At 72.5% G+C, this 23530-nt stretch carries 24 protein-coding genes; 14 read left to right on the top strand and 10 right to left on the bottom strand.

Annotated elements, in window-relative coordinates; translation table 11 throughout:
* The first annotated feature begins 88 nt into the window (after positions 1-88).
* The 6 genes from AMK16_RS10940 (at position 89) to AMK16_RS10915 (ending at position 6471) form a co-directional block, all read left to right on the top strand.
* Complete coding sequence (locus AMK16_RS10940; protein WP_073913643.1) at positions 89-1756, top strand: ABC transporter ATP-binding protein; 1668 nt, start codon at positions 89-91, stop codon at positions 1754-1756.
* On the top strand, positions 1753-2868 hold the full coding sequence (locus tag AMK16_RS10935; protein ID WP_073912566.1) for an ABC transporter permease: 1116 nt from the start codon (positions 1753-1755) through the stop codon (positions 2866-2868). Before AMK16_RS10940 ends, AMK16_RS10935 begins: the two co-directional genes overlap by 4 nt.
* Positions 2865-4130: an ABC transporter permease gene (locus AMK16_RS10930; protein ID WP_073912563.1), complete on the top strand. Its 1266-nt coding sequence runs from the start codon at positions 2865-2867 to the stop codon at positions 4128-4130. The genes AMK16_RS10935 and AMK16_RS10930 overlap by 4 nt, the downstream gene beginning before the upstream one ends.
* A complete protein-coding gene (locus AMK16_RS10925; protein ID WP_073912559.1) occupies positions 4127-4546 on the top strand; it encodes a cytidine deaminase in 420 nt (139 codons plus the stop codon). The genes AMK16_RS10930 and AMK16_RS10925 overlap by 4 nt, the downstream gene beginning before the upstream one ends.
* 99 nt (positions 4547-4645) lie before the next feature.
* The gene (locus AMK16_RS10920) at positions 4646-5923 is read left to right on the top strand and encodes a thymidine phosphorylase (RefSeq protein ID WP_073912555.1); all 1278 of its coding nucleotides are present in this window, start codon (positions 4646-4648) and stop codon (positions 5921-5923) included.
* A gap of 206 nt (positions 5924-6129) precedes the next feature.
* A complete protein-coding gene (locus tag AMK16_RS10915; protein ID WP_073912552.1) occupies positions 6130-6471 on the top strand; it encodes an STAS domain-containing protein in 342 nt (113 codons plus the stop codon).
* Here the strand turns inward: AMK16_RS10915 and AMK16_RS10910 are convergent.
* Both AMK16_RS10910 and AMK16_RS10905 read right to left on the bottom strand, forming a co-directional pair.
* On the bottom strand, positions 6358-7371 hold the full coding sequence (locus AMK16_RS10910; RefSeq protein WP_073912548.1) for a sigma-70 family RNA polymerase sigma factor: 1014 nt from the start codon (positions 7369-7371) through the stop codon (positions 6358-6360). The genes AMK16_RS10915 and AMK16_RS10910 overlap by 114 nt on opposite strands.
* Before the next feature lie 125 nt (positions 7372-7496).
* Positions 7497-8828, bottom strand: a complete 1332-nt coding sequence (locus AMK16_RS10905; protein WP_073912544.1) for an MFS transporter — start codon at positions 8826-8828, stop codon at positions 7497-7499.
* A gap of 98 nt (positions 8829-8926) precedes the next feature.
* Between AMK16_RS10905 and AMK16_RS10900 the strand changes: the two genes are divergently transcribed.
* Positions 8927-9865: a LysR family transcriptional regulator gene (locus tag AMK16_RS10900; protein WP_073913640.1), complete on the top strand. Its 939-nt coding sequence runs from the start codon at positions 8927-8929 to the stop codon at positions 9863-9865.
* Here AMK16_RS10900 and AMK16_RS10895 read toward each other — a convergent pair.
* Positions 9862-10875, bottom strand: coding sequence for a helix-turn-helix domain-containing protein (locus AMK16_RS10895; RefSeq protein WP_242438679.1), 1014 nt, complete (start codon positions 10873-10875; stop codon positions 9862-9864). The genes AMK16_RS10900 and AMK16_RS10895 overlap by 4 nt on opposite strands.
* 143 nt (positions 10876-11018) lie before the next feature.
* Here AMK16_RS10895 and AMK16_RS10890 point away from each other — a divergent pair, with 143 nt between their 5' ends.
* Complete coding sequence (locus tag AMK16_RS10890; protein ID WP_073912536.1) at positions 11019-12263, top strand: ATP-grasp domain-containing protein; 1245 nt, start codon at positions 11019-11021, stop codon at positions 12261-12263.
* On the opposite strand, the gene AMK16_RS10885 is transcribed toward AMK16_RS10890, so the two are convergent.
* Together AMK16_RS10885 and AMK16_RS10880 are read right to left on the bottom strand one after the other, a co-directional pair.
* Entirely contained in the window at positions 12239-12610 is a 372-nt protein-coding gene (locus tag AMK16_RS10885) for a cupin domain-containing protein (protein ID WP_073912533.1), read from the bottom strand. The genes AMK16_RS10890 and AMK16_RS10885 overlap by 25 nt on opposite strands.
* Before the next feature lie 117 nt (positions 12611-12727).
* On the bottom strand, positions 12728-13450 hold the full coding sequence (locus AMK16_RS10880) for an alpha/beta hydrolase (RefSeq protein ID WP_073912530.1): 723 nt from the start codon (positions 13448-13450) through the stop codon (positions 12728-12730).
* A gap of 113 nt (positions 13451-13563) precedes the next feature.
* Here AMK16_RS10880 and AMK16_RS10875 point away from each other — a divergent pair, with 113 nt between their 5' ends.
* The 3 genes from AMK16_RS10875 (at position 13564) to AMK16_RS10865 (ending at position 16018) form a co-directional block, all read left to right on the top strand.
* Complete coding sequence (locus tag AMK16_RS10875; RefSeq protein WP_073912527.1) at positions 13564-14712, top strand: adenosine deaminase; 1149 nt, start codon at positions 13564-13566, stop codon at positions 14710-14712.
* A gap of 140 nt (positions 14713-14852) precedes the next feature.
* On the top strand, positions 14853-15119 hold the full coding sequence (locus AMK16_RS10870; RefSeq protein WP_073912524.1) for a hypothetical protein: 267 nt from the start codon (positions 14853-14855) through the stop codon (positions 15117-15119).
* Between the two features lie 128 nt (positions 15120-15247).
* Complete coding sequence (locus AMK16_RS10865; protein WP_079191481.1) at positions 15248-16018, top strand: hypothetical protein; 771 nt, start codon at positions 15248-15250, stop codon at positions 16016-16018.
* Positions 16019-16111: 93 nt separating this feature from the next.
* Here AMK16_RS10865 and AMK16_RS10860 read toward each other — a convergent pair whose 3' ends face one another.
* From AMK16_RS10860 to AMK16_RS10840, 5 genes are all read right to left on the bottom strand, one after another.
* A complete protein-coding gene (locus tag AMK16_RS10860) occupies positions 16112-16312 on the bottom strand; it encodes a PspC domain-containing protein (protein WP_073912517.1) in 201 nt (66 codons plus the stop codon).
* A 37-nt stretch (positions 16313-16349) separates the two neighbouring features.
* On the bottom strand, positions 16350-16922 hold the full coding sequence (locus AMK16_RS10855; protein ID WP_079191439.1) for a VanZ family protein: 573 nt from the start codon (positions 16920-16922) through the stop codon (positions 16350-16352).
* 621 nt (positions 16923-17543) lie between these two features.
* The gene (locus AMK16_RS10850; protein WP_073912513.1) at positions 17544-18191 is read right to left on the bottom strand and encodes a PH domain-containing protein; all 648 of its coding nucleotides are present in this window, start codon (positions 18189-18191) and stop codon (positions 17544-17546) included.
* Between the two features lie 25 nt (positions 18192-18216).
* On the bottom strand, positions 18217-18840 hold the full coding sequence (locus tag AMK16_RS10845) for a class F sortase (RefSeq protein WP_073912509.1): 624 nt from the start codon (positions 18838-18840) through the stop codon (positions 18217-18219).
* A gap of 79 nt (positions 18841-18919) precedes the next feature.
* On the bottom strand, positions 18920-19924 hold the full coding sequence (locus AMK16_RS10840) for a hypothetical protein (RefSeq protein ID WP_073912506.1): 1005 nt from the start codon (positions 19922-19924) through the stop codon (positions 18920-18922).
* Between the two features lie 244 nt (positions 19925-20168).
* On the opposite strand from AMK16_RS10840, the gene deoC reads away from it, so the two are divergent.
* The 3 genes from deoC to AMK16_RS10825 are packed head-to-tail and all read left to right on the top strand — an operon-like array spanning position 20169 to position 23482.
* Positions 20169-21131 (top strand): deoxyribose-phosphate aldolase, encoded by a 963-nt coding sequence (gene deoC, locus AMK16_RS10835; RefSeq protein ID WP_107417100.1) that lies wholly within the window; start codon positions 20169-20171, stop codon positions 21129-21131.
* A gap of 10 nt (positions 21132-21141) precedes the next feature.
* Positions 21142-22587, top strand: coding sequence for an aldehyde dehydrogenase family protein (locus tag AMK16_RS10830; protein ID WP_073913631.1), 1446 nt, complete (start codon positions 21142-21144; stop codon positions 22585-22587).
* Positions 22580-23482: an aldehyde dehydrogenase family protein gene (locus tag AMK16_RS10825; RefSeq protein ID WP_073912502.1), complete on the top strand. Its 903-nt coding sequence runs from the start codon at positions 22580-22582 to the stop codon at positions 23480-23482. Before AMK16_RS10830 ends, AMK16_RS10825 begins: the two co-directional genes overlap by 8 nt.
* Positions 23483-23530 lie beyond the last annotated feature (48 nt).

Here is a 23530-nt window from a genome sequence, read left to right as displayed (position 1 = left end):
CGCGCGTAGAAGCATCGTGGACGCGATACTTTCACTCCCCGCCCTGTCCCCCCTGCCTCCGCTCCTTCCGCGCCAAGGAGAGTGCGTCATCAACGCGTCCAGCCCGCCCCCCGCCGTAGAACTGCACGGCATCACCAAGCGCTTCCCCGGCGTCGTCGCCAACAAGGACATCGCGATCACCGTCCGCAAGGGCACGGTCCATGCCTTGATCGGCGAGAACGGCGCCGGCAAGTCGACCCTGATGAAGATCCTCTACGGCATGCAGAAGCCGGACGAGGGGACCATCGCCATCGACGGGGAACAGGTCTCCTTCAGCAGCCCCGGCGACGCCATCGCCCGCGGCATCGGCATGGTGCACCAGCACTTCATGCTCGCCGACAACCTCACCGTCCTGGAGAACGTGGTCCTCGGCGGCGAGAAGCTCCACGGCATCGGCGCCAAGGCCCGCAGGAAGATCAAGGAGATCTCGGACGCCTACGGCCTCGGGGTCCGCCCCGACGCCCTGGTCGAGGACCTCGGTGTCGCCGACCGCCAGCGCGTGGAGATCCTCAAGGTCCTCTACCGCGGTGCGAAGATCCTCATCCTCGACGAGCCGACCGCCGTGCTCGTGCCGCAGGAAGTGGACGCGCTCTTCGACAACCTGCGCGAGCTCAAGGCCGAGGGCCTGACCGTCATCTTCATCTCCCACAAGCTGGGCGAGGTGCTGAAGGTCGCCGACGACATCACCGTCATCCGGCGCGGCACCACGGTGGGCACCGCCGACCCGCGGACCGCGACCACCAAGCAGCTCGCCGAGCTGATGGTCGGTGCGGAACTGCCCTCGCCGGAGACCCGCGAGTCGACCGTGACCGACGTCCCGATGCTCACGGTGTCCGGCCTGACGGTCTCGGCGGCCGGCGTCGTCGCGGTCGAGCCGGAGACCCTGCGGCCCACGGTCACCGAGGACTCGACCCTCCACGAGAAGGTCGAGGCCGGCCGCCTCCTGCTGGACGACGTCAGCTTCACCATCCACAAGGGCGAGATCCTCGGCATCGCCGGCGTCGAGGGCAACGGCCAGACCGAGCTGATCGAGGCCCTCATGGGCATGAGCGCCGCCGACGCGGGCGTGATCACCCTCGACGGCACGGACATCACCAAGTCCCCGGTCCGCAAGCGGCGCGAGGGCGGCATCGGGTACATCCCCGAGGACCGTCACCGGCACGGCCTGCTGCTGGAATCCCCGCTGTGGGAGAACCGCATCCTCGGCCACGTCACCGAGGCCCCCAACTCCAAGCGCGGCATCCTCGACCCGAAGGCCGCCCGCAAGGACACCGAGCGGATCGTGCGCGAGTACGACGTCCGCACGCCCGGCATCGAGGTCACCGCCGCCTCGCTCTCCGGCGGCAACCAGCAGAAGCTGATCGTCGGCCGCGAGATGAGCCACAACCCGAAGTTCCTCATCGCCGCCCACCCCACCCGCGGTGTGGACGTCGGTGCGCAGGCGCAGATCTGGGACGCGATCCGCGAAGCCCGCCGCGAGGGCCTGGCGGTCCTGCTCATCTCGGCGGACCTGGACGAGCTCATCGGCCTGTCCGACACCCTGCGGGTGATCTACCGCGGCCGCCTGGTCGCGGACGCCGACCCCGCGACCGTCACCCCGGAGGAGCTCGGCACCGCCATGACGGGCGCCGCCTCCGGGCACCTGGAAGCAACCGACAACCACTCCGCCGCTGGTACCCGACCCGGTACCGACGCACCGGAGGACGAGGCCCGATGAAGAAACTCGACAAGGACCGGCTGCTCCTCGGCATCGCCGGACCCGCCCTGGCGCTGGTCACCGCCTTCCTGCTCACCATGGCAGTACTGGCCGCCACGGGCATCGACCCGATCGAGCCGCTGCGGCTCATGGTGGAGAACGCCGGCTACGAGGACGTCCAGGTCCTCATCGTGAACCAGGCCGGCACGTACTACCTCGCCGCACTGGCCGTGGCCATCGGCTTCCGGATGAACCTCTTCAACATCGGCGTCGACGGCCAGTACCGCCTCGCGGCGATGCTGTCCGCCGTGGTCGGCGCGGCCGTGGCCCTGCCCGGTCCGCTGCACCTGTTGCTGATCATCCTCGTCGCCATGCTCGTCGGTGCCTTCTGGGCCGGCATCGCCGGTGTCCTCAAGGCCAAGCGGGGCGTGAGCGAGGTCGTCTCCACGATCATGCTGAACGCCATCGCGACCAGCCTCATCGCCTGGCTGATGCTGACCAAGAACCTCGGCGTCCAGCTGGAGGGCTCCAACGACCTGACGACCGGCGACATCGCCGAGTCGGGCTGGTTCCCGGCCGTGTCCCTCGGTGACGGGCTGGAGATCTACGGCTTCACCTTCGTGGCCTTCGCCCTCGGCGTCGTCTACTGGTTCGCGCTCAACCGCACCCGCTTCGGCTTCGACCTGCGCGCCACCGGCGCCAGCGAGTCCGCCGCGCAGGCATCCGGTGTGGACGCCAAGAAGATGATCATCACCTCGATGCTCATCTCCGGCGCCGTCGCCGGCCTCGCCGGCATGCCGCAGCTGCTGGGCGAGACGCACACCTACAACCTGGCCTTCCCGGTCGGTGTCGGCTTCACCGGCATCACCATCGCGCTGCTCGGCCGCAACAGCCCGGTCGGCATCCTCTTCGCCGCGTTCCTGATGGCCTTCATCGACAAGGCCTCGGCCTCGCTCGACCAGGCCGGTTACGCGAAGGAGATCGGCACGATCATGAAGGGCCTGATCGTGATCGCGGTGGTCGTCTCCTACGAACTCGTCCGCCGCTACGGGATCCGCCGCCAGCAGCAGAAGGTCGGCGAAGAGCTGGCCGCCGGGCACGCCATCAAGACCGACAAGGAGGTCGCGGCGTGAGCACCAGCACTGTCTCCGCGACGGCCGCCGCCCCGAAGAACTCCGGCGGCCGCAAGAAGCTCACCCTGCCCTGGATCATGCTGATCATCGCGGCCGGCCTCGCGCTGGTCTCGCTGGTCCGCCTGATCAGCGGCGCGAACGACCTGACCTCGGCCGGCCAGGTCTCCGGCGCCCTCTCGCTCGCCGTGCCGATCGGCCTCGCCGGCCTCGGCGGCCTGTGGGCCGAGCGCGCGGGCGTCGTCAACATCGGCCTCGAAGGCATGATGATCCTCGGCACCTGGTTCGGTGCCTGGGCCGGATACCAGTGGGGTCCGTGGACCGGTGTCCTCGCCGGCATCGCCGGCGGCGCCATCGGCGGCCTGCTGCACGCGATCATCACGATCACCTTCAACGTCAACCACATCGTCTCCGGTGTGGCCGTCAACATCCTGGCGCTGGGCTTCACCCAGTACCTGTCGAACTTCACCTTCGCCGACGCCCCGGGCGGCTCCTCGAAGCAGTCCCCGCAGGTCGAACCGATCTACAAGATCACCGTGCCAGGGTTGTCCGACTGGATGGCCGACCTCCAGGCCAAGCACTGGTTCTTCGTCTCGGACCTCGCCGGCGTCATCGGCGGCCTGGTCACCGAGCTGTCGCTGCTGACGGTCGTCGCCCTGCTGCTGGTCCCAGGCACCTGGTGGGTGCTGTGGCGGACCACCTTCGGTCTGCGGCTGCGCTCCTGCGGTGAGAACCCCACCGCCGCCGAGTCCCTCGGCGTCAACGTGTACAAGTACAAGTACATCGCCGTGATCGTCTCCGGCTCCCTGGCGGGCCTCGGCGGCGCGTTCCTCTCGATCGTGGCCAGCCCGATCTACCAGGAGGGCCAGACCGGCGGCCGCGGCTACATCGGTCTCGCCGCGATGATCTTCGGTAACTGGATGCCGGGCGGCATGGCGCTGGGCGCGGGACTCTTCGGCTTCATCGACAGCCTCAAGCTGCGCGGCGGCGCCACGAACGTCCACGCGATGCTGCTGCTGATCGCGATCGTGCTGGTGCTCGTGTGCGTCTGGCAGCTGTACAAGAAGAAGTACCTCCAGGCCGGTGTCTCGGCGCTCTGTGCCGTCCTGCTCTTCGTCTGGTACGCGCTCACCGACTCGGTGCCGAGCCAGTTCGTGGACGCCGCGCCGTACGTGACGACACTGCTCGTGCTCGCGCTGTCCGCGCAGCGCCTGCGGATGCCGAAGGCGGACGGTCTGCCGTACCGCAAGGGGCAGGGCAAGTGACGGCTCCGACCCCGGTCCCGGCCCCGGACCGCTCCGTGGACTGGGAAGCGCTGCGGACGGCGGCCCGGACGGCCATGTCCCACGCGTACGCGCCGTACTCGGGCTTCCCGGTCGGGGTCGCGGCGCTCGTGGACGACGGCCGCGTCGTGACCGGCTGCAACGTGGAGAACGCCAGCTACGGACTCGGGCTGTGCGCCGAGTGCGGGCTGGTCTCCACGCTCCATGCCACGGGCGGCGGCCGCCTGACGCACTTCACGTGCGTCGACGGCAAGGGCGAGATCCTCGTCCCCTGCGGCCGCTGCCGCCAGCTGCTGTACGAGTTCGGCGGCCCCGAACTGCTGGTCGAGACGCCGGACGGGATCCTGCCGCTGGCGGCGATGCTGCCGCAGGCCTTCGGGCCCGACCACCTGAGATAGCCGTGCCGACGGCCCTTCGCCCCTTACCGGGCGGAGGGCCGTCGTCTTCCCTTCCCCCTCCGCAATTCCTCTCTCTATGCGCGTAGAAAGAAGCACTTCATGGACGTCATCTCCGTCATCCGGACCAAGCGGGACCGCGGCGAGCTGAGCCCCGAGCAGATCGACTGGGTCATCGACGCGTACACGCGCGGTGTCGTCGCCGACGAGCAGATGTCGGCGCTGGCGATGGCCATCCTGCTGAACGGGATGAACCGCGCCGAGATCGCCCGCTGGACCGCGGCGATGATCGCCTCCGGCGAGCGGATGAACTTCGACTCCCTCTCCCGCCCGACCGCCGACAAGCACTCCACCGGCGGCGTCGGCGACAAGATCACCCTGCCGCTGGCCCCGCTCGTCGCCGCCTGCGGCGCCGCCGTACCGCAGCTGTCGGGCCGCGGCCTGGGCCACACCGGCGGCACCTTGGACAAGCTGGAGTCCATCCCCGGCTGGCGCGCGCTGCTGTCCAACGAGGAGATGCTGCACGTCCTGGACACCACGGGCGCCGTCATCTGCGCGGCCGGCGACGGCCTGGCCCCGGCGGACAAGAAGCTCTACGCCCTGCGCGACGTCACGGGCACGGTCGAGGCCATCCCGCTCATCGCGTCCTCGATCATGTCGAAGAAGATCGCCGAAGGCACCGGTTCCCTCGTGCTGGACGTGAAGGTCGGCTCCGGCGCCTTCATGAAGAACATCGAGGACGCGCGCGAGCTGGCGCGCACCATGGTGGGCCTGGGCACCGACTCGGGCGTCAAGACGGTCGCGCTCCTGACGGACATGTCCACGCCGCTCGGCCTGACCGCCGGCAACGCGCTGGAGGTCCGCGAGTCGGTGGAGGTCCTGGCGGGCGGGGGCCCGGCCGACGTGGTCGAGCTGACCATCGCGCTGGCCCGGGAAATGCTGGACGCGGCCGGCATCAAGGACGCCGACCCGGCCAAGGCCCTGGCCGACGGCTCCGCGATGGACCACTGGCGCCGGATGATCGCGGCCCAGGGCGGCGACCCGGATGCGGCGCTGCCGGTGGCGCGCGAGCAGCACGTGGTCACGGCCACCGCCTCGGGCGTCCTGACCCGCCTGGACGCCTACGCGGTGGGCGTCGGCGCCTGGCGGCTCGGCGCCGGCCGCGCGCGCAAGGAGGACCCGGTGCAGGCGGGCGCCGGCATCGAGCTCCACGCGAAGCCGGGCGACACCGTCACGGCCGGACAGCCGCTGATGACGCTGCACACCGACACCCCGGAGAAGTTCGCGTACGCGCTCGCCTCGCTGGAGGGCTGCTACGACGTCGCCCCGGCGGGCACCGCCTTCTCCGCCACGCCGATCGTCCTGGACCGCATCGCCTGACCTGCGGCTGTCGAGGGACTCCCCCTTCGGGTGAACGGGACCGGCGGACCCCCGCCGGTCCCGTTCGGCATGCCGGGACCGGCGGGGGACCGGGGCCCCGCGCCCGGCGCCCCGCGTCTCCCCGGGACGGACGTCTCGGGACCTCCCCGCCGTGCGGATCGCCCGGCGCGCCGATGAGTTGCGCCGGGCGGGGGAGTCACCCCTTCGTGACGATCACTCGACTCGCTCTGCCCGGCCCCGGCCCCACCGCCCAGGACGCCGCGCGGCTGTGCGCGCGGCTCGCCCTGCTCTACGAGGCCGGGGCCGCCGGCGTCGTGTGCGACGCCCGCGCCGTCACGGCCCCCGGACTCGGCGCGGTGGAGGTCCTCGCCCGGCTCCGGCTCACCGCCCGGGGGTACGGGCGGGGCCTCGCCGTGACCGGGGCCGCGCCGGCCTTACGCGCCCTGCTGGACCTCACCGGCCTCGTCGAGCTGCTCGGGGAGGCCGAAGAGCGGGAACCACCGCCCGGTGTCCAGGAAGGCATTGAGCCCGGCGATCTTCCCGTCTGAGATCTCCAGGACCTGCAGGGCCCACGGGGTGTGCCCCGTGCCGGAGGCCGCCGGCCGGTACTGACCGAAGGCCGGCATGCCGTTCGCCGTCGTCGGGACCAGGCGCGAGCCCTTGCAGCCGATGCCCTGGTTCAGGTGCCAGGCCGCGATGTCCTCGTGCCCCTGGAGCCACAGGTCGAACGGCGGCATCGACAGCACCGCGTCCTCGTGCAGGAGCGCGGTCAGGCGCGAGATGTCGTACGCCTCGAAGGCGGAGAGGTACTGCTCCAGCAGCCGGGCCTGGCCGCTGTCCAGGGGGTCCGCCGCGTCGCTCTCGCGGATGTGGTGCGTGCCGAGCGTGGCCCGGGCCCGCTGGAGCGCGCTGTTCACCGAGGCCACCGTGGTCTCCAGCAGCGCCGCGACCTCGTCGGCCTTCCAGGCCAGCACCTCGCGCAGGATGAGCACCGCGCGCTGCTTGGCCGGCAGGTGCTGGAGGGCCGCGACGAAGGCCAGGCGTACGGATTCCCTGGCGAGGGCCGTCTCCGCCGGGTCGGCCGTCTGCGGCAGCACCCGGCCGTCGGGGACCGGCTCCAGCCACGTCACCTCGGGCCGCTCGCTCAGCACGGCGGAGGCCTGGTGCTGGGGGGCGGTCAGGTCCATGGGGCGGGCCCGCTTCTGCCCGGCCTTCAACAGGTCCAGGCAGACGTTGGTCGCGATCCGGTACAGCCACGACCGCAGCGAGGAACGGCCTTCGAACCGGTCGAAGCCGCGCCAGGCACGGATGAAGGTGTCCTGCACCGCGTCCTCGGCGTCGAAGGACGAACCGAGCATGCGGTAGCAGTAGCCGGTGAGCTCGGTCCGGTACCGGTCCATCGCCGCGTCCAGATCCTGCTCCGGCGGCGTCGTGGCGAGGTCACTCATGGCGGTCGTCCCCCAGTTGGTTCCGATACCTGGAAACTACCCGAGGGGTCTGACAACGGCAGCGCGAAGACCCCGGGCCCCCGCGAGTCCTGCGCGGCGACCCCCTCCCGCACCCTGACGCCCCCTCAGCGCGCGGTCGCCGCGCGAGCCGGCATCCGCCGCTCGGTGCGGGCCGTGTGGGAGCCGTACAGCGTGATCGAGACGACGCCGAGCACGGCCAGCAGGGCGATGGCGACCGTCGCCGCCCAGCCCGCGCAGTGGTAGGCCAGGGCGCCCAGGGTGCCGCCGGCGCTGGAGCCCAGGTAGTAGGCGGACTGGTAGAGCGCGGAGGCCTGCGCCCGTCCCGTCCTCGCCGTCCGGCTCACGGCGGCGGAGGCCACCGCGTGGCCCGCGAAGAAGCCCGCGGTGATCAGGACCAGACCGAGCAGGATCGCGGCCAGGGACTGCGTCAGCGAGAGCAGCAGCCCCAGCGCCGTGGTGGTCACGGCCAGGTACAGGGCGCCCCGGCGCCCCATCCGGGCCACCAGCCGGCCCGCCGCGGCGGAGGAGACCGTACCGACCAGGTAGATCAGGAAGACCGACCCGATCACGCCCTGCGGGAGCGAGAAGGGCTCGTCCACCAGCCGGTAGCCGATGACGGTGTACACGGCGCCGAAGACGGTCATGAACAGCGCGCCGATCCCGTACAGCCTCAGCAGCAGCGGATCGCGCAGGTGCCCGGCGACCGTGCGGCCCACCGCGCGCGGGTTCAGCGACGCGGGGCGGAAGAACCGAGCCCGGGGGAGCAGCACCGTGAACGCCGCCGCGCAGACCAGCGACATCAGCCCCACGCTCAGCAGGCCCGCCCGCCAGCCGCACAGCTGCGCCGCCCAGCCCGTGACCAGACGGCCGCTCATGCCGCCGATGGAATTCCCCGCCACGAACAGGCCGATCGCCCCGACCAGGGCCTTCGGCTTGACCTCCTCCGCCAGGTACGCCATCGCGGAGGCCGGGATCCCGGCGATCGCCGCGCCCTGGACGGCCCGCAGGGCCACCAGCCACTCCAGGCTCGGCGCGAACGGCACCAGCAAGCCGACGGCCACAGCCACGGCCATGGACCACGTCATCATCCGGGTGCGCCCGAACCGCTCGGACAGCGCGCTGAGCGGCAGCACGAACAGCGCGAGGGCGCCGGTGGCCGCGGACACCGTCCAGCTGGCCCGACCCGCGGTCACCCCGAAGCCCTCGGAGATCGCGGGGAGCAGCGCCTGGGTGGAGTAGAGGAGGGCGAAAGTGGCGAGCCCGGCGGCGAAGAGCGCGAGGCTCATGCGGCGGTAGCCGGGACGGCCGGGCTCCCGGCCACCGGATGCGGGGTCCTGGGCGGGCGCGGTGGGGAACGGAGGGGTGGAGGCGCACGGGGTCGGGGGCACCGCCCAGCGGTAGCTGGGAGAGGGTGCCCCGGTATGAGCGGGAGGCATGCTCCGAAGGTAGGCCCGGGTTTTTGATGCGTCCAATGCGCGGATTCGCGATAATCGATCCACTCACGCATCAGCACAGCTCAAGGCGGCGCATGTCGATGAACCGTTACGAAGAAGACGTGTCGGTGACACGTCTGCTGGCCCCGCGCCTCGCCTACTTCGAGGCGGTCGCCCGGCATGAGCACGTGACCCGCGCCGCGCACGAGCTGGGCGTCCCGCAGTCCACCCTGTCGCGGGCCGTGGTCCGCCTCGAACAGGACCTCGGCGTCACGCTGTTCGCCCGTACCGGCCGCACCGTCGCCCTCACCACGGCCGGCCGCACCTTCCTGGCCTCCGCCGAGCAGGCCCTGGACGGTATCGCCCGCGCCGCCGAGTCCGTCCGGCAGGACGCCGACCCGGCCTCCGGCAAGGTCGCCTTCGGCTTCCTGCACACCCTGGGCTCCGAGACGGTGCCCGGCCTCATCCGCGCCTTCCGCGCCGACCACCCCCGCGTGCGCTTCTCCCTCGTGCAGAACTACGGCGAGGCCATGCTGGAGCGGCTGCGGGCCGGTGAGCTCGACCTCTGCCTCACCTCGCCGCTGCCCGTCGCCCCCGGTCTGGTCGCCCGCCGCCTCGACGAGCAGCGCCTGCGCCTGGTCGTCCCCGACGACCACCGCCTGGCGAGCCGCAAGCGCATCCGCCTCGCCGAAGCCGCCGAGGAAACCTTCGTCACCCTGGAACCCGGCTACGGCCTGCGCCGCATCACCGACGACCTGTGCGCGGAGGCCGGATTCACCCCGCGCGTCGCCTTCGAGGGCGAAGAGGCCGAGACCCTGCGCGGCCTGGTCGCCGCGGGCCTCGGGGTGGCCCTCCTGCCGCCCCCTGCCGTCGCCCGCCCCGGTGTCGTCGAGCTGACGGTCACCGCCCCGCGCGCCGTCCGCGAGATCGGCGTCGCCTGGCTCGACGGCCACCCGGACACCCCGCCCGTGGCGGAGTTCAAACGCTTCCTGCTCTCCCGGCGCGGCCGCCTGATCCCCGAACTGGAGCCGCCGGCCTAAGGCGTCCGGGCGCCGTCGGCGGGGGCCGGGCGGGAGGACAGCAAGTACCCCGCCTGGAAACGGGACTTGGCGCCCACCGCCCGCATGATCTCCGCGATGTGGCGCTGGCAGGTCCGCTCCGACATGCCGAGCCTGCGCGCGATCACCTTGTCCTCCAGCCCCTGCGACAGCAGGCGGACGATGGTCTGCCGCAGCTCGTCCGAGATCGACCGCGCCGCCTCGGGGCCCACCGTCGCCCCGAAGGGCTCCGCCCCCAGCCAGGACCGCTCGAAGGCCGCCGTCATGAAGTGCACGACATTCGGCTCGCGCACCACCAGCGCCGCCCCGCTGCGCCCCGGCACCGCCATCAGGCCCGTGTGCTCGTCGAAGACCAGCATCCGCATCAGCCCGTCGCCCAGTGTCCGCACCTGCGCGCCCAGCGCCGTCACCCGCTCCACGTAGGCCGCCGTCGGCCGTGAATAGCGCGCCGTGTGCTGGTAGATGGTCCGCATCCGCACCCCGCGCGCCAGCAGCGACTCGTCCCGCCCGATCGACTCCTCCAGCGTCTCCAGCGGGCGGCCCCCGCCCGGCTGCGAGGTCAGCAGCTCCCGCTCGCAGGCCGCGACCAGCTCCGCGATCAGGTCACGTACCGCCCCGAGTTCGGTGACCAGCTCCAGGTGGCCCCGGCCGCCCGGGTCCCGGCGGGCGGCGCCCGCCTCGTATGCCGGCACCAGCCCCTCCAGCCGTCCCCGCAGCCGGTCCATCTCGTCGTGGGTATCCCGTACGAGCAGCGCGAGCGGGGCCAGCGCCCGGGCGGCGGCCGCCCGGGGCGCGACGGCGCACCACTGGTCGGGGGAGCCGCCCGGCGCCCGCTGGAGCAGGTGCGCGGCGGCCAGCTCGGTGATCGCCGCGGCCGCCCGGACCCCGAGGGCCGCGGTGGCCTCGGCCGCGTCGAAGGCGTGCCGCTCGACCGCGTACGCGTACAGGCGGCGCGCCGCGGGGGTCAGTTCTCCGGCTTGGTCGGCTGGCACTGGCATATGCCTTTTCGTCCCGGGCTGTGTCCGTTCGTACACCCCTCGTGTTCCCGCAATGCGGCAAGACGACGCGTGCCGGGCGGCGACCGGCATATGCCGACGGGGCACAGTGGGCGCACGGCGTGAGGGGGGAGCGCGGCATGGGGCAGCGGACGCCCGGAGGAACGCAGGGGGCCGTCGCCGTCCTGCTGAGCCCGCGACCCGCCGTGGTGGCGGCCGCCCGCCGTGCGGGGGCGCGCACCGTGGTGGTCGCGCCGGACCCCTCGGTGTCATCCGGCCGTGAGGGGGCGCAGCGGCAGGTACGGACGGACTGGCGCGACCACCGGCGCCTCGTCGGGGCCGTGGCCGGGCTGGAGGAGGTGCGCCACGGCCGCGCCGCCGTCTTCGGCTTCGACGCCGCCGGAGCGCTCGCCGCCGCCCGGGCCAACGAGGAGCTGGGGCTGCCCGGCACCCCCAGCGCCGCCGTCACCGCCCTCATGGACAAGGCCGCCCTGCGCGCCCGCTCCAACACCCTGCACCCCCGCCGGCCCGTGTCCTTCGCCCGCTGCGGCCGCGCCGAGACCCTCCCCTTCATCGCCACCCTCATCGGCTACCCCTGCGTGGTCAAGCCCCGCGCCGGCGCCGACGGCGAAGGCGTGCGCCTCGTCCTGGACGAGGCCGGGGCGCGCGCCCTGGCCGGCTGCTACCCCGAGGTCACCGACCTCCTCGTCGAGGAGTACCTCGAAGGGCCCGAGCTCGGCGTCGCCTCGCTCTCCCGCGCGGGCCGCCACCACATCCTCGGCTGGACCCGCCGGCGCGCCGGCCCCGGTCTCACGGCCACCGGCCACGACCTGCCCGTCGCCCTGTCGCCGGCCACCGCACAGGACGTACGGGCCCTGGTCCGCGACGTCCTGGACCTCGCCGGGCACCACGACGGCCCCTCGCACACCGAGGTGGTCCTGACCGCGCACGGCCCCCGCCTCATCGAGGCCCACGCCCGCCCCGGCGCGGAAGAGATCGGCCGCCTGCTGCGGACCGCCCTCGGCACCGACGTCCTCGCCCTCGCGCTCGCCGCGGGGCTGGGCCTGCCGGGGCCGGCGCGCCACCCGCGCACCGCCCATGCGGGGCTGCGGTACGTGGACTTCCCGCCCGGGTGCCGCCTGGACGGGGTCCACCCCGGGCTCGCGGCCGCCCGCGCCGTACCGGGCGTGGTCCGCGTCCAGCTGCAGATCCCGCCGGGGGCCACCGTCCGCCGCGCCCCGACGGGCGCGCTGCACCACGCCTACGTCCTGGCGGCCGCGGCCACTCCGGGCTCCCTGTCCCGCGCCCTGGACCGGGCCGCGGGCCTGCTGCACCAGGCCCGCCCCGCCCGCCGGATCCCTCAGCCCGAGGGCGGCCTGGCGTAGTCGCCGTAGCCGGTCCAGTCCAGTACGACGCACGGCTCGTCGCCCAGGACCCAGGCGTCGTGCCCGGGAGCCGCCTGGATGAAGTCGCCCGGACCGGCCTCGACGGCGTCCCCGCCGTCCATGACGATCCTGATGCGGCCGCTCACCACGTACCCCGTGTGCGCGGACTCGCAGCTCTCGGTACCGGCCAGCGGCTTGATGTGTTCCGACCACTTCCAGCCCGGCTCGAACACCGCGCGGCCGACCTGTCCGCCGTCCGTCTCCAGCAGGTCGAGCCGTCCCATGCCGGCCAGGAACGGCCGCGTCTCATCGGCCGCGTCGAAGTTCCTGCATACCAGATCGGCCATGCCGAACGCCTCCTGGGGAAGAGTCCCCCGAGTCCTCGATCTCACTGTACGCCCGGCCGCCGGGTCCGCTCCCGGCGTCCGGCCGCCCCCGGGGAGGCGGGCGGCCGGACCGGCCCGTCACCGCCGCGGCGACCTGCCGAAGCCCGAGGCCAGCGGCATCCGCAGGCCCAGCGGCGGGGGAGCGGCGAGCGCGTCCGTCACCGGCCGCGAGTACCGGCCCGAGAACATCGTCCCGAGGACGAAATCGACGGCCAGGGCGACGACTTCCGCCTGGTGGTCCCGCAGCCCGTGCCCGTCGGAGTGCACCTCGAACCGGCAGGTCGAGCGGTTCGCCTTCTTCGCCCGCGCGGCGAGCCGGAAGGACGCCTCGGGATCGCTGCGCGCGTCGTTCGTGCCGTGCACGATCAGCACCTGCCGCCCCGACAGCTGTGTCACCGGCTCGGGCGCGGCCTCGCGGGCCGCCTCCCCCAGACAGGGGGCCAGCGCCACGACCGAGTTCACGGCGTCGTGCCCCGCCGCCCGCAGCGCGGCCACCCCGCCCGCGTCGTAGCCGGCCAGGCACACGGGCACGTCCCCGTACCGCCGCACCGCCTCGTCCGCCGCCCACCGCGCCTGCTCCTCGCGGGCCGCCGCGCCGCCGTGGACGACGGGGTGCGCGACCAGCCCCTGCGCCCCGCCCGCCCGGGCCAGCGCCCGCGCGAGCGGACGCAGCGGACCGGGGGAGAATCTGGATGCCCCCGGAAGCAGGAGCACCACACCACTGACCGTCGATCCCGAGCCGTTCGCGCCGGCTCCCCGCCCCAGGCGGGCCCCGCGCGCCGGCGGCGCATGCTGTGCCATGGCGGAACAGTCTCAGACACCCGGGTGTACGCCATGGGTCCGTGCGGTCTCTGTTACATATCGACGCTCGCGGCCGGCACCCGCTCTACGCGCGTAGGAGCTACAGTGCCCAGATGACGAGCGAGACCCCCAACCTGCCGACCCCGGATCAGATCCGCCGCTCCCCCAAGGTGCTGCTGCACGATCACCTCGACGGTGGACTGCGCCCCGGGACCATCATCGAGCTGGCCCGCGAGGCCGGCTACGAGAACCTCCCCGAGACCGACGCCGACAAGCTCGGCATCTGGTTCCGCGAAGCCGCCGACTCCGGTTCCCTCCCGCGCTACCTGGAGACCTTCGCGCACACCTGCGCGGTCATGCAGACGAAGGCGGCCCTCTTCAGGGTGGCCGCCGAGTGCGCCGAGGACCTGGCCGAGGACGGCGTCGTGTACGCCGAGATCCGCTACGCCCCCGAGCAGCACCTGGAAGCCGGCCTGACCCTCGAAGAGGTCGTCGAGACCGTGAACGAGGGCTTCCGCGAGGGCGAGCGCCGGGCGAAGGCCAACGGCCACCGCATCCGGGTGGGCGCCCTGCTGACCGCGATGCGCCACGCCGCCCGCGCGCTGGAGATCGCGGAGCTGGCCAACCGCTACCGCGACAACGGCGTGGTCGGCTTCGACATCGCCGGCGCCGAGGCCGGGTTCCCCCCCACCCGCCACCTCGATGCCTTCGAGTACCTCAAGCGCGAGAACAACCACTTCACGATCCACGCGGGCGAGGCCTTCGGCCTGCCGTCGATCTGGCAGGCCCTGCAGTGGTGCGGCGCCGACCGGCTCGGCCACGGCGTGAAGATCATCGACGACATCGAGGTCGCCGCGGACGGCTCGGTCACGCTGGGCCGCCTGGCTTCGTACGTCCGGGACAAGCGCATCCCCCTGGAGATGTGCCCGACCTCGAACCTGCAGACGGGCGCGGCGCTCTCCTACGCCGAACACCCCATCGGCCTGCTGCGCAAGCTGCACTTCAGGCTGACGGTCAACACCGACAACCGCCTGATGAGCGGGACCAGCATGAGCCGCGAGTTCGAGCACCTGGTCGACACCTTCGGTTACACGCTGGACGACATGCAGTGGTTCACCGTCAATGCGATGAAGTCCGCGTTCATTCCTTTCGATGAACGACTGGCCATGATCAATGAAGTGATCAAGCCGGGGTACGCGGAGCTGAAGTCGGAGTGGCTGTTCCAGCAGACCGTTTCCACCAGCGGTTCCGTCTCGGCGTAGGCCACGGCGTGACGTACTGAGAGCGCCCGGGAGGAGCAATTCCCGGGCGCTTTCTCGTATTTGATGATGTTTGCGGGCGCGGGTTTGAAGTGACTAGTTTGCGGAGCCGCTCATTTCCCCGTCGCAAGGACGAGAATTCCATGAAGCAGTCAGCTGCCAAGACCCTCGGTGTCGCCGTTCTCGGTGCCGCCTTCGCCGCCGCCGCGGCCGGTACCGCCTCGGCCGCCGTTCCGGCCGTCGGTCTCACCGACGCGCTGGGCACCGCCACCGGCGCGCTCCAGAGTGTCACCAGCCAGCAGCAGGTGGGCGCCGACCACGGCCAGGAGTCGAGCGACCCGGCCGCCGCGCTCACGCAGCCCGTCACCGGTCTCCTCGGCGGCCTGCCGACCAGCAACCTCGGTGGCTGACCCGCGCTGACATCCGTACGCGCGCACGTATGGCGCACACCGCTTCGAACGGGTGGGCGCCATGTCGTGCCGTGTGCCACGATCACCACCAACTGCCCGCCCGCACACGGGGTATGAGGTTCCTGATCATGCGCATGAAGGTACGAGCCACGACGGTCGCGCTGCTCCCCGCCCTGCTGGTCGCGGCGGTCGGGTGCAGCAGTACGGACACCCCCGCGAGCGGCAAGGACCCGGATCCCAAGGGTTCCGCGGGGCAGGTCTCCCCCGTGCCCGGCGCCCCGGGGGCCACCGTCCCCGGCGGATCCGCCACGCCCGGGGCCGCCGGCAGCGGCAGCAGGCTGGAGCGCTCCGCGCTGGAACAGGGGGACCTGCCCGGCTACCAGATCTCCGCCCAGGGCAAGAACCCGGGCGCCCCGGACGGCCAGCCGCAGGCGGACAAGAAGGCCTGCCAGCCGCTGGCCGACGTCATGGGCGACGAGCCGGACCCGGCCGCCCGCGAGACGGTCAACCGGGGCGTCGGCTCCCAGAAGCAGGTCGGCCTCGCCGTCTCCGCCTCCGTCAGCTCCTACGCCGAGAGCGACGCCAAGGCGCTGATCGCCCGGCTCAAGGCCGCCGTCGCCGCCTGCGGCGCGGGCTTCTCCGCGACCGTCGAGAAGCAGACGGGCAGCTACCGCGACGTCCGGGCCGCCGACTACCGCACGACTGGCGACGAGAGCGTCAGCTGGACCACCACCGCCGCAGCCCAGGGCGTCTCGGCGCAGGTCCACCTTCTCGTCGTGCGCCAGGGCGACACCATCGTGCGCCTGATGGCCCTCAACGTCGCGGCGGCCCAGCAGAAGGCGCAGGTGCCGCAGGAAGTCACCGACAAGCAGGTGGAAAAGGTCAAGCGGGCCGGCTGACCCGAGGGGCTGGGGGCGAGGACCCGGGCGCCGAGGGGCTGGGGGCGGAGGGCCAGGGGCCGAGGCCCGGGGACAGGCGCTCCACCAGGCGCTCTACCAGGCGGCCGAGGAGGACTTCTCGTTCGGCAGGAGCAGCCACAGCGCCAGGTAGACCAGGAACTGCGGGCCGGGCAGCAGGCACGAGACGACGAAGATGACGCGCATCGTGTTCGCGGACATTCCGAAGCGGCGCGCGAGTCCGGCACAGACTCCGCCGATCCACCGTCCGTCACGGGGGCGGGCAAGGGCGCTCATGGTTTCTCCTTCGTCGGGACCGCTTTCCTGCGATGCCTCAATACTCCCGCGGTACCGCCGACAGCACCTCGGTCCAGGGGCCGAGCCCGACCCTGGAAATTCTCGGGGTAGCCCCCTGATAAGCGCCCCGTGAACGCCGCATCCGGGCCCGCAGCGCCGGTACGACGGCCACGTGCGCGAGCAGCACGCCGGTGGTGTTCAGCAGGACCGAGTCCACGTCGACGACCTGGCCCGGCACCGCGGTCTGGAGCATCTCGATGCAGACCGAGGCCAGCGCGCCCGCCGCCGCCGTCCGGGCCAGCGAGGACCACGCCGACAGCGGGGACGGCGCGAGCCGTCCGCCGGCCATCGGCAGCAGCACGCCCAGCGGTGCCAGCAGCACCAGCCCCTCCCCGATCCGGCGGGCGGCCTCCAGCGGCCCGTACGCGAGATCCGTCCTGATCCCCTCGAACGGGTCCAGGTTGGCGGCCGCGGCCCACGGCACGTCCAGCGGGCGGAGGGTCAGCCAGCCGACGACCAGAAGGTGGGCGGCAAGCAGGGCCACGGCCAGGAGCCGGAGCCGGAAGTGGATGGCGGTGGCGGCGCTGCCGCCGGCCTCAAGACGCTGCACACCTGCGAGGACGCGCCACCCGGTAGCCACGGTTCCGCTGCGGCGGCGGGTGTGGCGGGGAGCACGTACGGTCGAGCCCCGAGGGCGCCCACCGCAGCCCCGCCCGAGCGCCCGCCCCTCGGTCCTGGCACCGCCTCCCGGGCAGCCCCCTGCATCGAGATGCTCCAGACCGCGGTGCCGGGCCAGGTCGTCGACGTGGACTCGGTCCTGCTGAACACCACCGGCGTCCGACGCACCGGCGACCCCGACCCGCCGCCCCGGCGACACCCGGCTCCATGGGTCTGGGCGCGGGCCGTGCCCGAGGGGGCGTCCGGCCTTCGGCCCGGTGGTGAATCCTGGGCTGTCCGCCGTGCGGCGCACCCGGCGGTACCTGGCCCGGTGGGGATCTGGCGGCCGTGTCCGGCGTGCTGCGGTACGCAGTCGGGCAGGAGCTCGGGCGGGGGTGTGCCGGGGCCGGGGCCGGGCCCGTGGACCGGCCCCGGGTCCGGCCGGCCCCGGCCGGGGGCATGTGCCCCCGGCCCCCGTTGCGGTGGCGGGCACGCCGTCAGGCGGTGTTGCGGCCCTCCGTCAGCCAGGGCACCGCTCCCGCGGCAGCCCGAGGCCCGAGGCCGGAGGCGCCGGTCAGCTCGTGGCGAGGAGGACGATCAGCAGGACCGCGCCCGCCACGGCGGGCGCGATGATCTCGTACGACCACTGCACGCGCACGCCGCCCTGCGCGCCGGTCCGTGAGGCGCCGCGCTCGGCCAGCTCCCGCAGCTCCTCCACGACCTTGTCGGCGCCGGCCCGCAGCGGGGCGCCCGGCTCGCCGGCCGTCCGGTCCGCCCCGGGGCTGCCCAGGCCCCGGCCGCTGAGACCGCCGCGGCGGCTCAGCTGCTGCCGGCTGATCTTCTTGCGCTCCCGCAGGGAGACCGGCACGGACCACAGCTGGTACTTCGACCCCTCGGCCAGCACCTCCGCCGAGTACCCGGCGCGCACCGCGTCCACCGCCGCCCAGGGCAGCTCGATGACCCGGAAGGGGTTCCGTACGCGCATCCGGTCGTCATTGGCGAAGACCGCCGGCCGGATCGTGAACGCCACCGTCAGCGGCACCGCGCACAGCGCCAGCGCCAGCGCGATCCACGGGGTGCTGCCCGAGCCGCGCACCACCGCGTCCCCGCACAGCCACGCGATCAGCGCGAGCAGCAGCACCCCGGTGACCACGGCCGTGGAGGATCGGTAGACCCGGTCGTCGTACACCGGTTCGTCGGTCGGCTGCTGCTGGCTGCTCATGCGGTCGATTCTGCCCCACGCCGTCTCAACCGACGAGATCGGCGTACAGGATGATGTTGTCCGGCCGGTGACCGTCCGTGATCTCGCCGCCGCAGGTGATGACGCGCAGCTCGGGACGGGTGGTGTCGCCGTACACCTTGGCGGTGGGGAACCGCTTCTTGCCGACCTGCTCCAGTTCCCGTACGCGGAAGACGGCGGTGCTCCCGTCGGCCCGGGACACCGTGATCTCCTCACCGGGGCGGACCCGGGAGACGTCCTTGAGGACGGCCGGGCCGCGCGCGGTGTCGAAGTGGCCGATGAGGACGGCGGGTCCGGTCTCACCCGGGGTGACGCCCTTGGTGTACCAGCCGATCTTGTCCGCCTCGGCCACAGAGGGCACCTCGACGGTGCCGTCGGCGGCGAGGCCGAGTTCGAGCAGGGGGGAGGCGTCGACCCCGGCGGAGGGGATCCGTACGCGCACGGGTTCGGAGGCGGCCAGCGGGGTGGCCGTCGCGGGGGCGGCCGGGGCGCTGGTGGGGGTGACCGAGGGCGGGGCGGCGCTCGACGGGGCGGCTCCGTCCGGCGCCCCGGACGCGGTGGCGGCGCCGCAGCCGGTCAGGGCGGTGCACAGGAGGGCGGTGGCGAGCAGCAGGCGTACGCGGTGGGCCATGGGGATGCTCCGGGAAACGGCCCGGCGGGCCGCCGTGGGGGCGGTCCGCCGGGCGGGGGTTCGGGACGTGCGGGGCCGGTCAGCCCTGGGTGCGTCGGCGGCGGAGCAGTACGAAGGCTCCGAGTGCGGCGAGGATCGCGGTGAGCCCGGTACCGGCGAGGGCGGTGGTGGAGTTGTCGTTGTCCTCGGTGGCGACCTCGGTGCCCGCGGCGACCCCGCCCTTGGGGACGACGGAGGTCTGGCCGGCGGTCTGCTGCTTCGCCGCGGCGGGCGAGGGCGCGGCCGTGGCGCTCGGCGCGGCGGAGGGCTGGGCCGTGGGCTTGGCGGAGGGCGCGGGGGAGACCGGGGTCTCCGGCTGCGGCTTCTCGGTCGGCTTCTGGAACGTGTAGTCGAACGTGCAGCCCTTGGGAAGCTTCGGGAAGGCCGCGTGGCCGTACGGCATGCCGCCGCCCTGGGTCTTCCACTCGAAGACGGGCCGGTCGGAGCTCGCGTTCAGGATGCGGGCGACGATTCCGGCGTCCGCGGGGAGGGAGGGGGCGCCCCGGTTCAGCGACTTCCAGACGGTTTCCTCGCCCGCGGTGTGGAGTTCGGCGAGCGGGCCGCCCGGGTGCATGAACAGCCAGGCTTCCACGCCCGCGCCGAGCTGCTGCACGAGCCGCTCGGACATGCACTCCGGACCCTGGGCCTTCGGCAGCCGGTAGGGGGTGCTCTTGCCGTCCTTGGTCACGACGAGGTCCTCGATGTGCACCGTCTCGCCCTCGACGAGTGCCAGCTTCAGGGCGCCGACCGTGGCGGATCGGTGCTTGTCGTCCAGCACGGCCAGGAGCTTGCCGTTGTAGTCGTCGCCGGGCTTCCAGTCCGGGGAGACGGCGCGGATGTAGGCCTCGGGGCCCTCGGACTTGTGGCGCAGCACCGCGACGACACCCTTGTCGATGGAGACGGGCGTACCGCTGGTGCGGTCGGAGACCGGGGACGAGGCGGCCGCACTCACAGGGGCGGCGGCGTACGCGGCGCCGGCGGCGGGCGCGAGGAGCGCTCCGGCGAGGGCGACGGTGAGGAGGGAGGTGCGGGCGGCGGTACGCATAACGACTCCTTGAAGCAAGGGTGAGGACCGGAAGGGAGAGCCGCATGCCGCGTTGTCTCTGTCGGGTTTTCGTCCGGATGAGTTTCTGGCGGGCTGCTGAGAAGAAATCTATTGATCTTGCATGGACGGAGGATTCGCTTCCTGTCATGGAGGTGTAACGGTGAGTGGAGGTGTCGATTCCATCGCGAATCAGGGGGAGGGGGTGACATGTCGCTACGCGCGTAGATATGCTCATGTGGTGACCATGCCCACCACCCTCACCGCATTCGCTGACGTGACGACGTCCGACAGTGCGCTGCGCCGCTTCCTGCACGGGCTGCCCGGCGTCGACGCTGTCGGCCTGGAGGCCCGCGCGGCCGCCCTCGGCACCCGTTCGATCAAGACGACGGCCAAGGCGTACGCCATCGACCTGGCCATCTCGATGATCGACCTGACGACCCTGGAAGGCGCGGACACCCCGGGCAAGGTCCGGGCGCTCTCCGTCAAGGCCGTCAACCCCGATCCCACCGACCGCAGCACCCCGATGACGGCCGCCGTCTGCGTCTACCCCGACATGGTGGCCACCGCGAAGGCGGCGCTGAACGGCGCCGACGTCAAGGTCGCCTCCGTCGCCACCGCGTTCCCGGCCGGCCGCGCCGCTCTGCCCGTCAAGCTCGCGGACACCGCGGACGCCGTCGCCGCCGGCGCCGACGAGATCGACATGGTCATCGACCGTGGAGCCTTCCTCGCGGGCCGCTACCTCGAAACGTACGAGCTGATCAAGGCCGTCAAGGAGGCGTGCGTCCGCCCCGACGGAACCGCCGCCCGCCTCAAGGTCATCTTCGAGACCGGCGAGCTGTCGACCTACGACAACATCCGCCGCGCCTCCTGGATCGGCATGATGGCCGGCGCCGACTTCATCAAGACCTCGACCGGCAAGGTGGGGGTCAACGCCACCCCGGCCAACACCCTGCTCATGCTGGAAGCCGTACGCGACTTCCGTGAGCAGACCGGGATCCAGATCGGCGTGAAGCCGGCCGGCGGGATCCGCACCACCAAGGACGCGATCAAGTTCCTGGTCCTGGTCAACGAGACCGCGGGCGAGGACTGGCTGAGCAACCACTGGTTCCGCTTCGGCGCCTCCAGCCTGCTCAACGACCTGTTGATGCAGCGTCAGAAGCTGAGCACCGGCCGTTACTCCGGTCCCGACTACGTGACGGTGGACTGAGACCATGGACATGAAGACACAGACATCCCCCTTCGCGTACGCACCGGCTCCCGAGTCCCGCTCGGTCGTCGACATCGCCCCCTCCTACGGGCTCTTCATCGACGGCGAGTTCACCGACGCCGCCGACGGCAAGGTCTTCAAGACCGTCTCGCCGAGCACTGAAGAGGTCCTGTCCGAGGTGGCCCAGGCCGGCGCCGCCGATGTGGACCGGGCCGTCAAGGCCGCCCGCAGGGCCTTCGAGAAGTGGTCCGCGCTGCCCGGCTCCGAGCGCGCCAAGTACCTCTTCCGCATCGCCCGGATCATCCAGGAGCGCAGCCGCGAGCTGGCCGTCCTGGAAACCCTGGACAACGGCAAGCCGATCCGGGAGACCCGCGACGCGGACCTGCCGCTGGTCGCCGCGCACTTCTTCTACTACGCGGGCTGGGCCGACAAGCTCGACCACGCCGGCTACGGCGCGAACCCGCGCCCGCTGGGTGTGGCCGGCCAGGTCATCCCGTGGAACTTCCCGCTGCTGATGCTCGCGTGGAAGATCGCCCCGGCGCTCGCCACCGGCAACACGGTCGTCCTCAAGCCCGCCGAGACCACGCCCCTGTCGGCGCTGTTCTTCGCGGACATCTGCCGCCAGGCGGGCCTGCCCAGGGGCGTCGTCAACATCCTCCCCGGCTACGGCGACGCGGGCGCGGCCCTCGTCGAGCACCCGGACGTCGACAAGGTCGCCTTCACCGGCTCGACCGCCGTCGGCAAGGCCATCGCCCGCCAGATCGCCGGCACCGGCAAGAAGGCCACACTGGAGCTGGGCGGCAAGGGCGCCAACATCGTCTTCGACGACGCGCCGATCGACCAGGCCGTCGAGGGCATCGTCACCGGCATCTTCTTCAACCAGGGCCAGGTCTGCTGCGCCGGTTCGCGCCTGCTGGTCCAGGAGTCGATCCACGACGAGCTGCTGGACTCCCTCAAGCGCCGCTTGAGCACCCTGCGCCTGGGCGACCCGCTCGACAAGAACACCGACATCGGCGCGATCAACTCCGCCGAGCAGCTGGCCCGGATCACCGCGCTCGCCGAGACCGGCGAGGCCGAGGGCGCCGAGCGCTGGTCCCCGGTGTGCGAACTGCCGGAGGCGGGCTACTGGTTCGCCCCGACGCTCTTCACCAACGTCACGCAGGCGCACACCGTCGCTCGCGACGAGATCTTCGGCCCGGTGCTGTCCGTGCTGACGTTCCGCACGCCGGACGAGGCCGTCGCCAAGGCCAACAACAGCCAGTACGGCCTGTCCGCCGGCATCTGGACGGAGAAGGGCTCGCGGATCCTCGCGGTCGCCGGCAAGCTCCGCGCGGGTGTGGTGTGGGCCAACACGTTCAACAAGTTCGACCCGACCTCGCCCTTCGGCGGCTACAAGGAGTCGGGCTTCGGCCGCGAGGGCGGCCGCCACGGCCTGGAGGGCTACCTCGATGTCTGATTCGTCGACGCCGGCGCGTCTGAGCGTCTTCAAGACCTACAAGCTGTACGTGGGCGGGAAGTTCCCGCGTTCCGAGAGCGGCCGGGTGTACGAGGTGACGGACTCCAAGGGCAAGTGGCTGGCCAACGCCCCGCTCTCCTCCCGCAAGGACGCGCGTGACGCGGTCGTCGCCGCCCGCAAGGCGTTCGGCGGCTGGTCGGGCGCGACCGCCTACAACCGCGGCCAGATCCTCTACCGCATCGCCGAGATGCTGGAGGGCCGCCGCGAGCAGTTCGTGCGCGAGGTCGGCGAGGCCGAGGGGCTGTCCAAGTCGAAGGCCGCCGCGGTCGTGGACGCGGCCATCGACCGCTGGGTCTGGTACGCGGGGTGGACCGACAAGATCGGCCAGATCGCGGGCGGGGCCAACCCGGTCGCGGGCCCCTTCTTCAACCTCTCCACCCCCGAGCCGACCGGTGTCGTCACGGTGCTCGCCCCGCAGGACTCGTCCTTCCTGGGCCTGGTCTCGGTGCTTGCCCCGGTGATCGCCACCGGCAACACCGCCGTCGTGATCGCCTCCGAGAAGGCGCCGCTGCCGGCGCTCTCCCTCGGAGAGGTCCTCGCCACCTCCGACCTGCCCGGCGGCGTGGTCAACATCCTGTCCGGCAAGGCCGGCGAGATGGGCCCGCACCTGGCGTCCCACCAGGACGTCAACGCGATCGACCTCGCGGGTGCGGACCCGGTGCTGGCCAAGGAGCTGGAGATCGCGGCCGCCGACAACCTCAAGCGCGTCCTGCGTCCACAGCCTGTGGACGACTGGAGCGCGGACCCGGGCACGCGCCGCATGACGGCGTTCCTGGAGACCAAGACCGTCTGGCACCCGACCGGGTCGCTGGGCGCGGGCGGCTCCTCGTACTAGGAACTCCCCCCCGCGAGACCGGCCCCGGCAGCGTCCCCCGCGCTGCCG

This window comes from Streptomyces sp. CB00455 (genome assembly GCF_001905445.1).
In the GTDB taxonomy this organism is placed as follows: Bacteria; Actinomycetota; Actinomycetes; order Streptomycetales; family Streptomycetaceae; genus Streptomyces.
The sequence above is the reverse complement of the archived record's forward strand: the minus strand, read 5'-3'. Positions and strand labels throughout refer to the sequence as shown.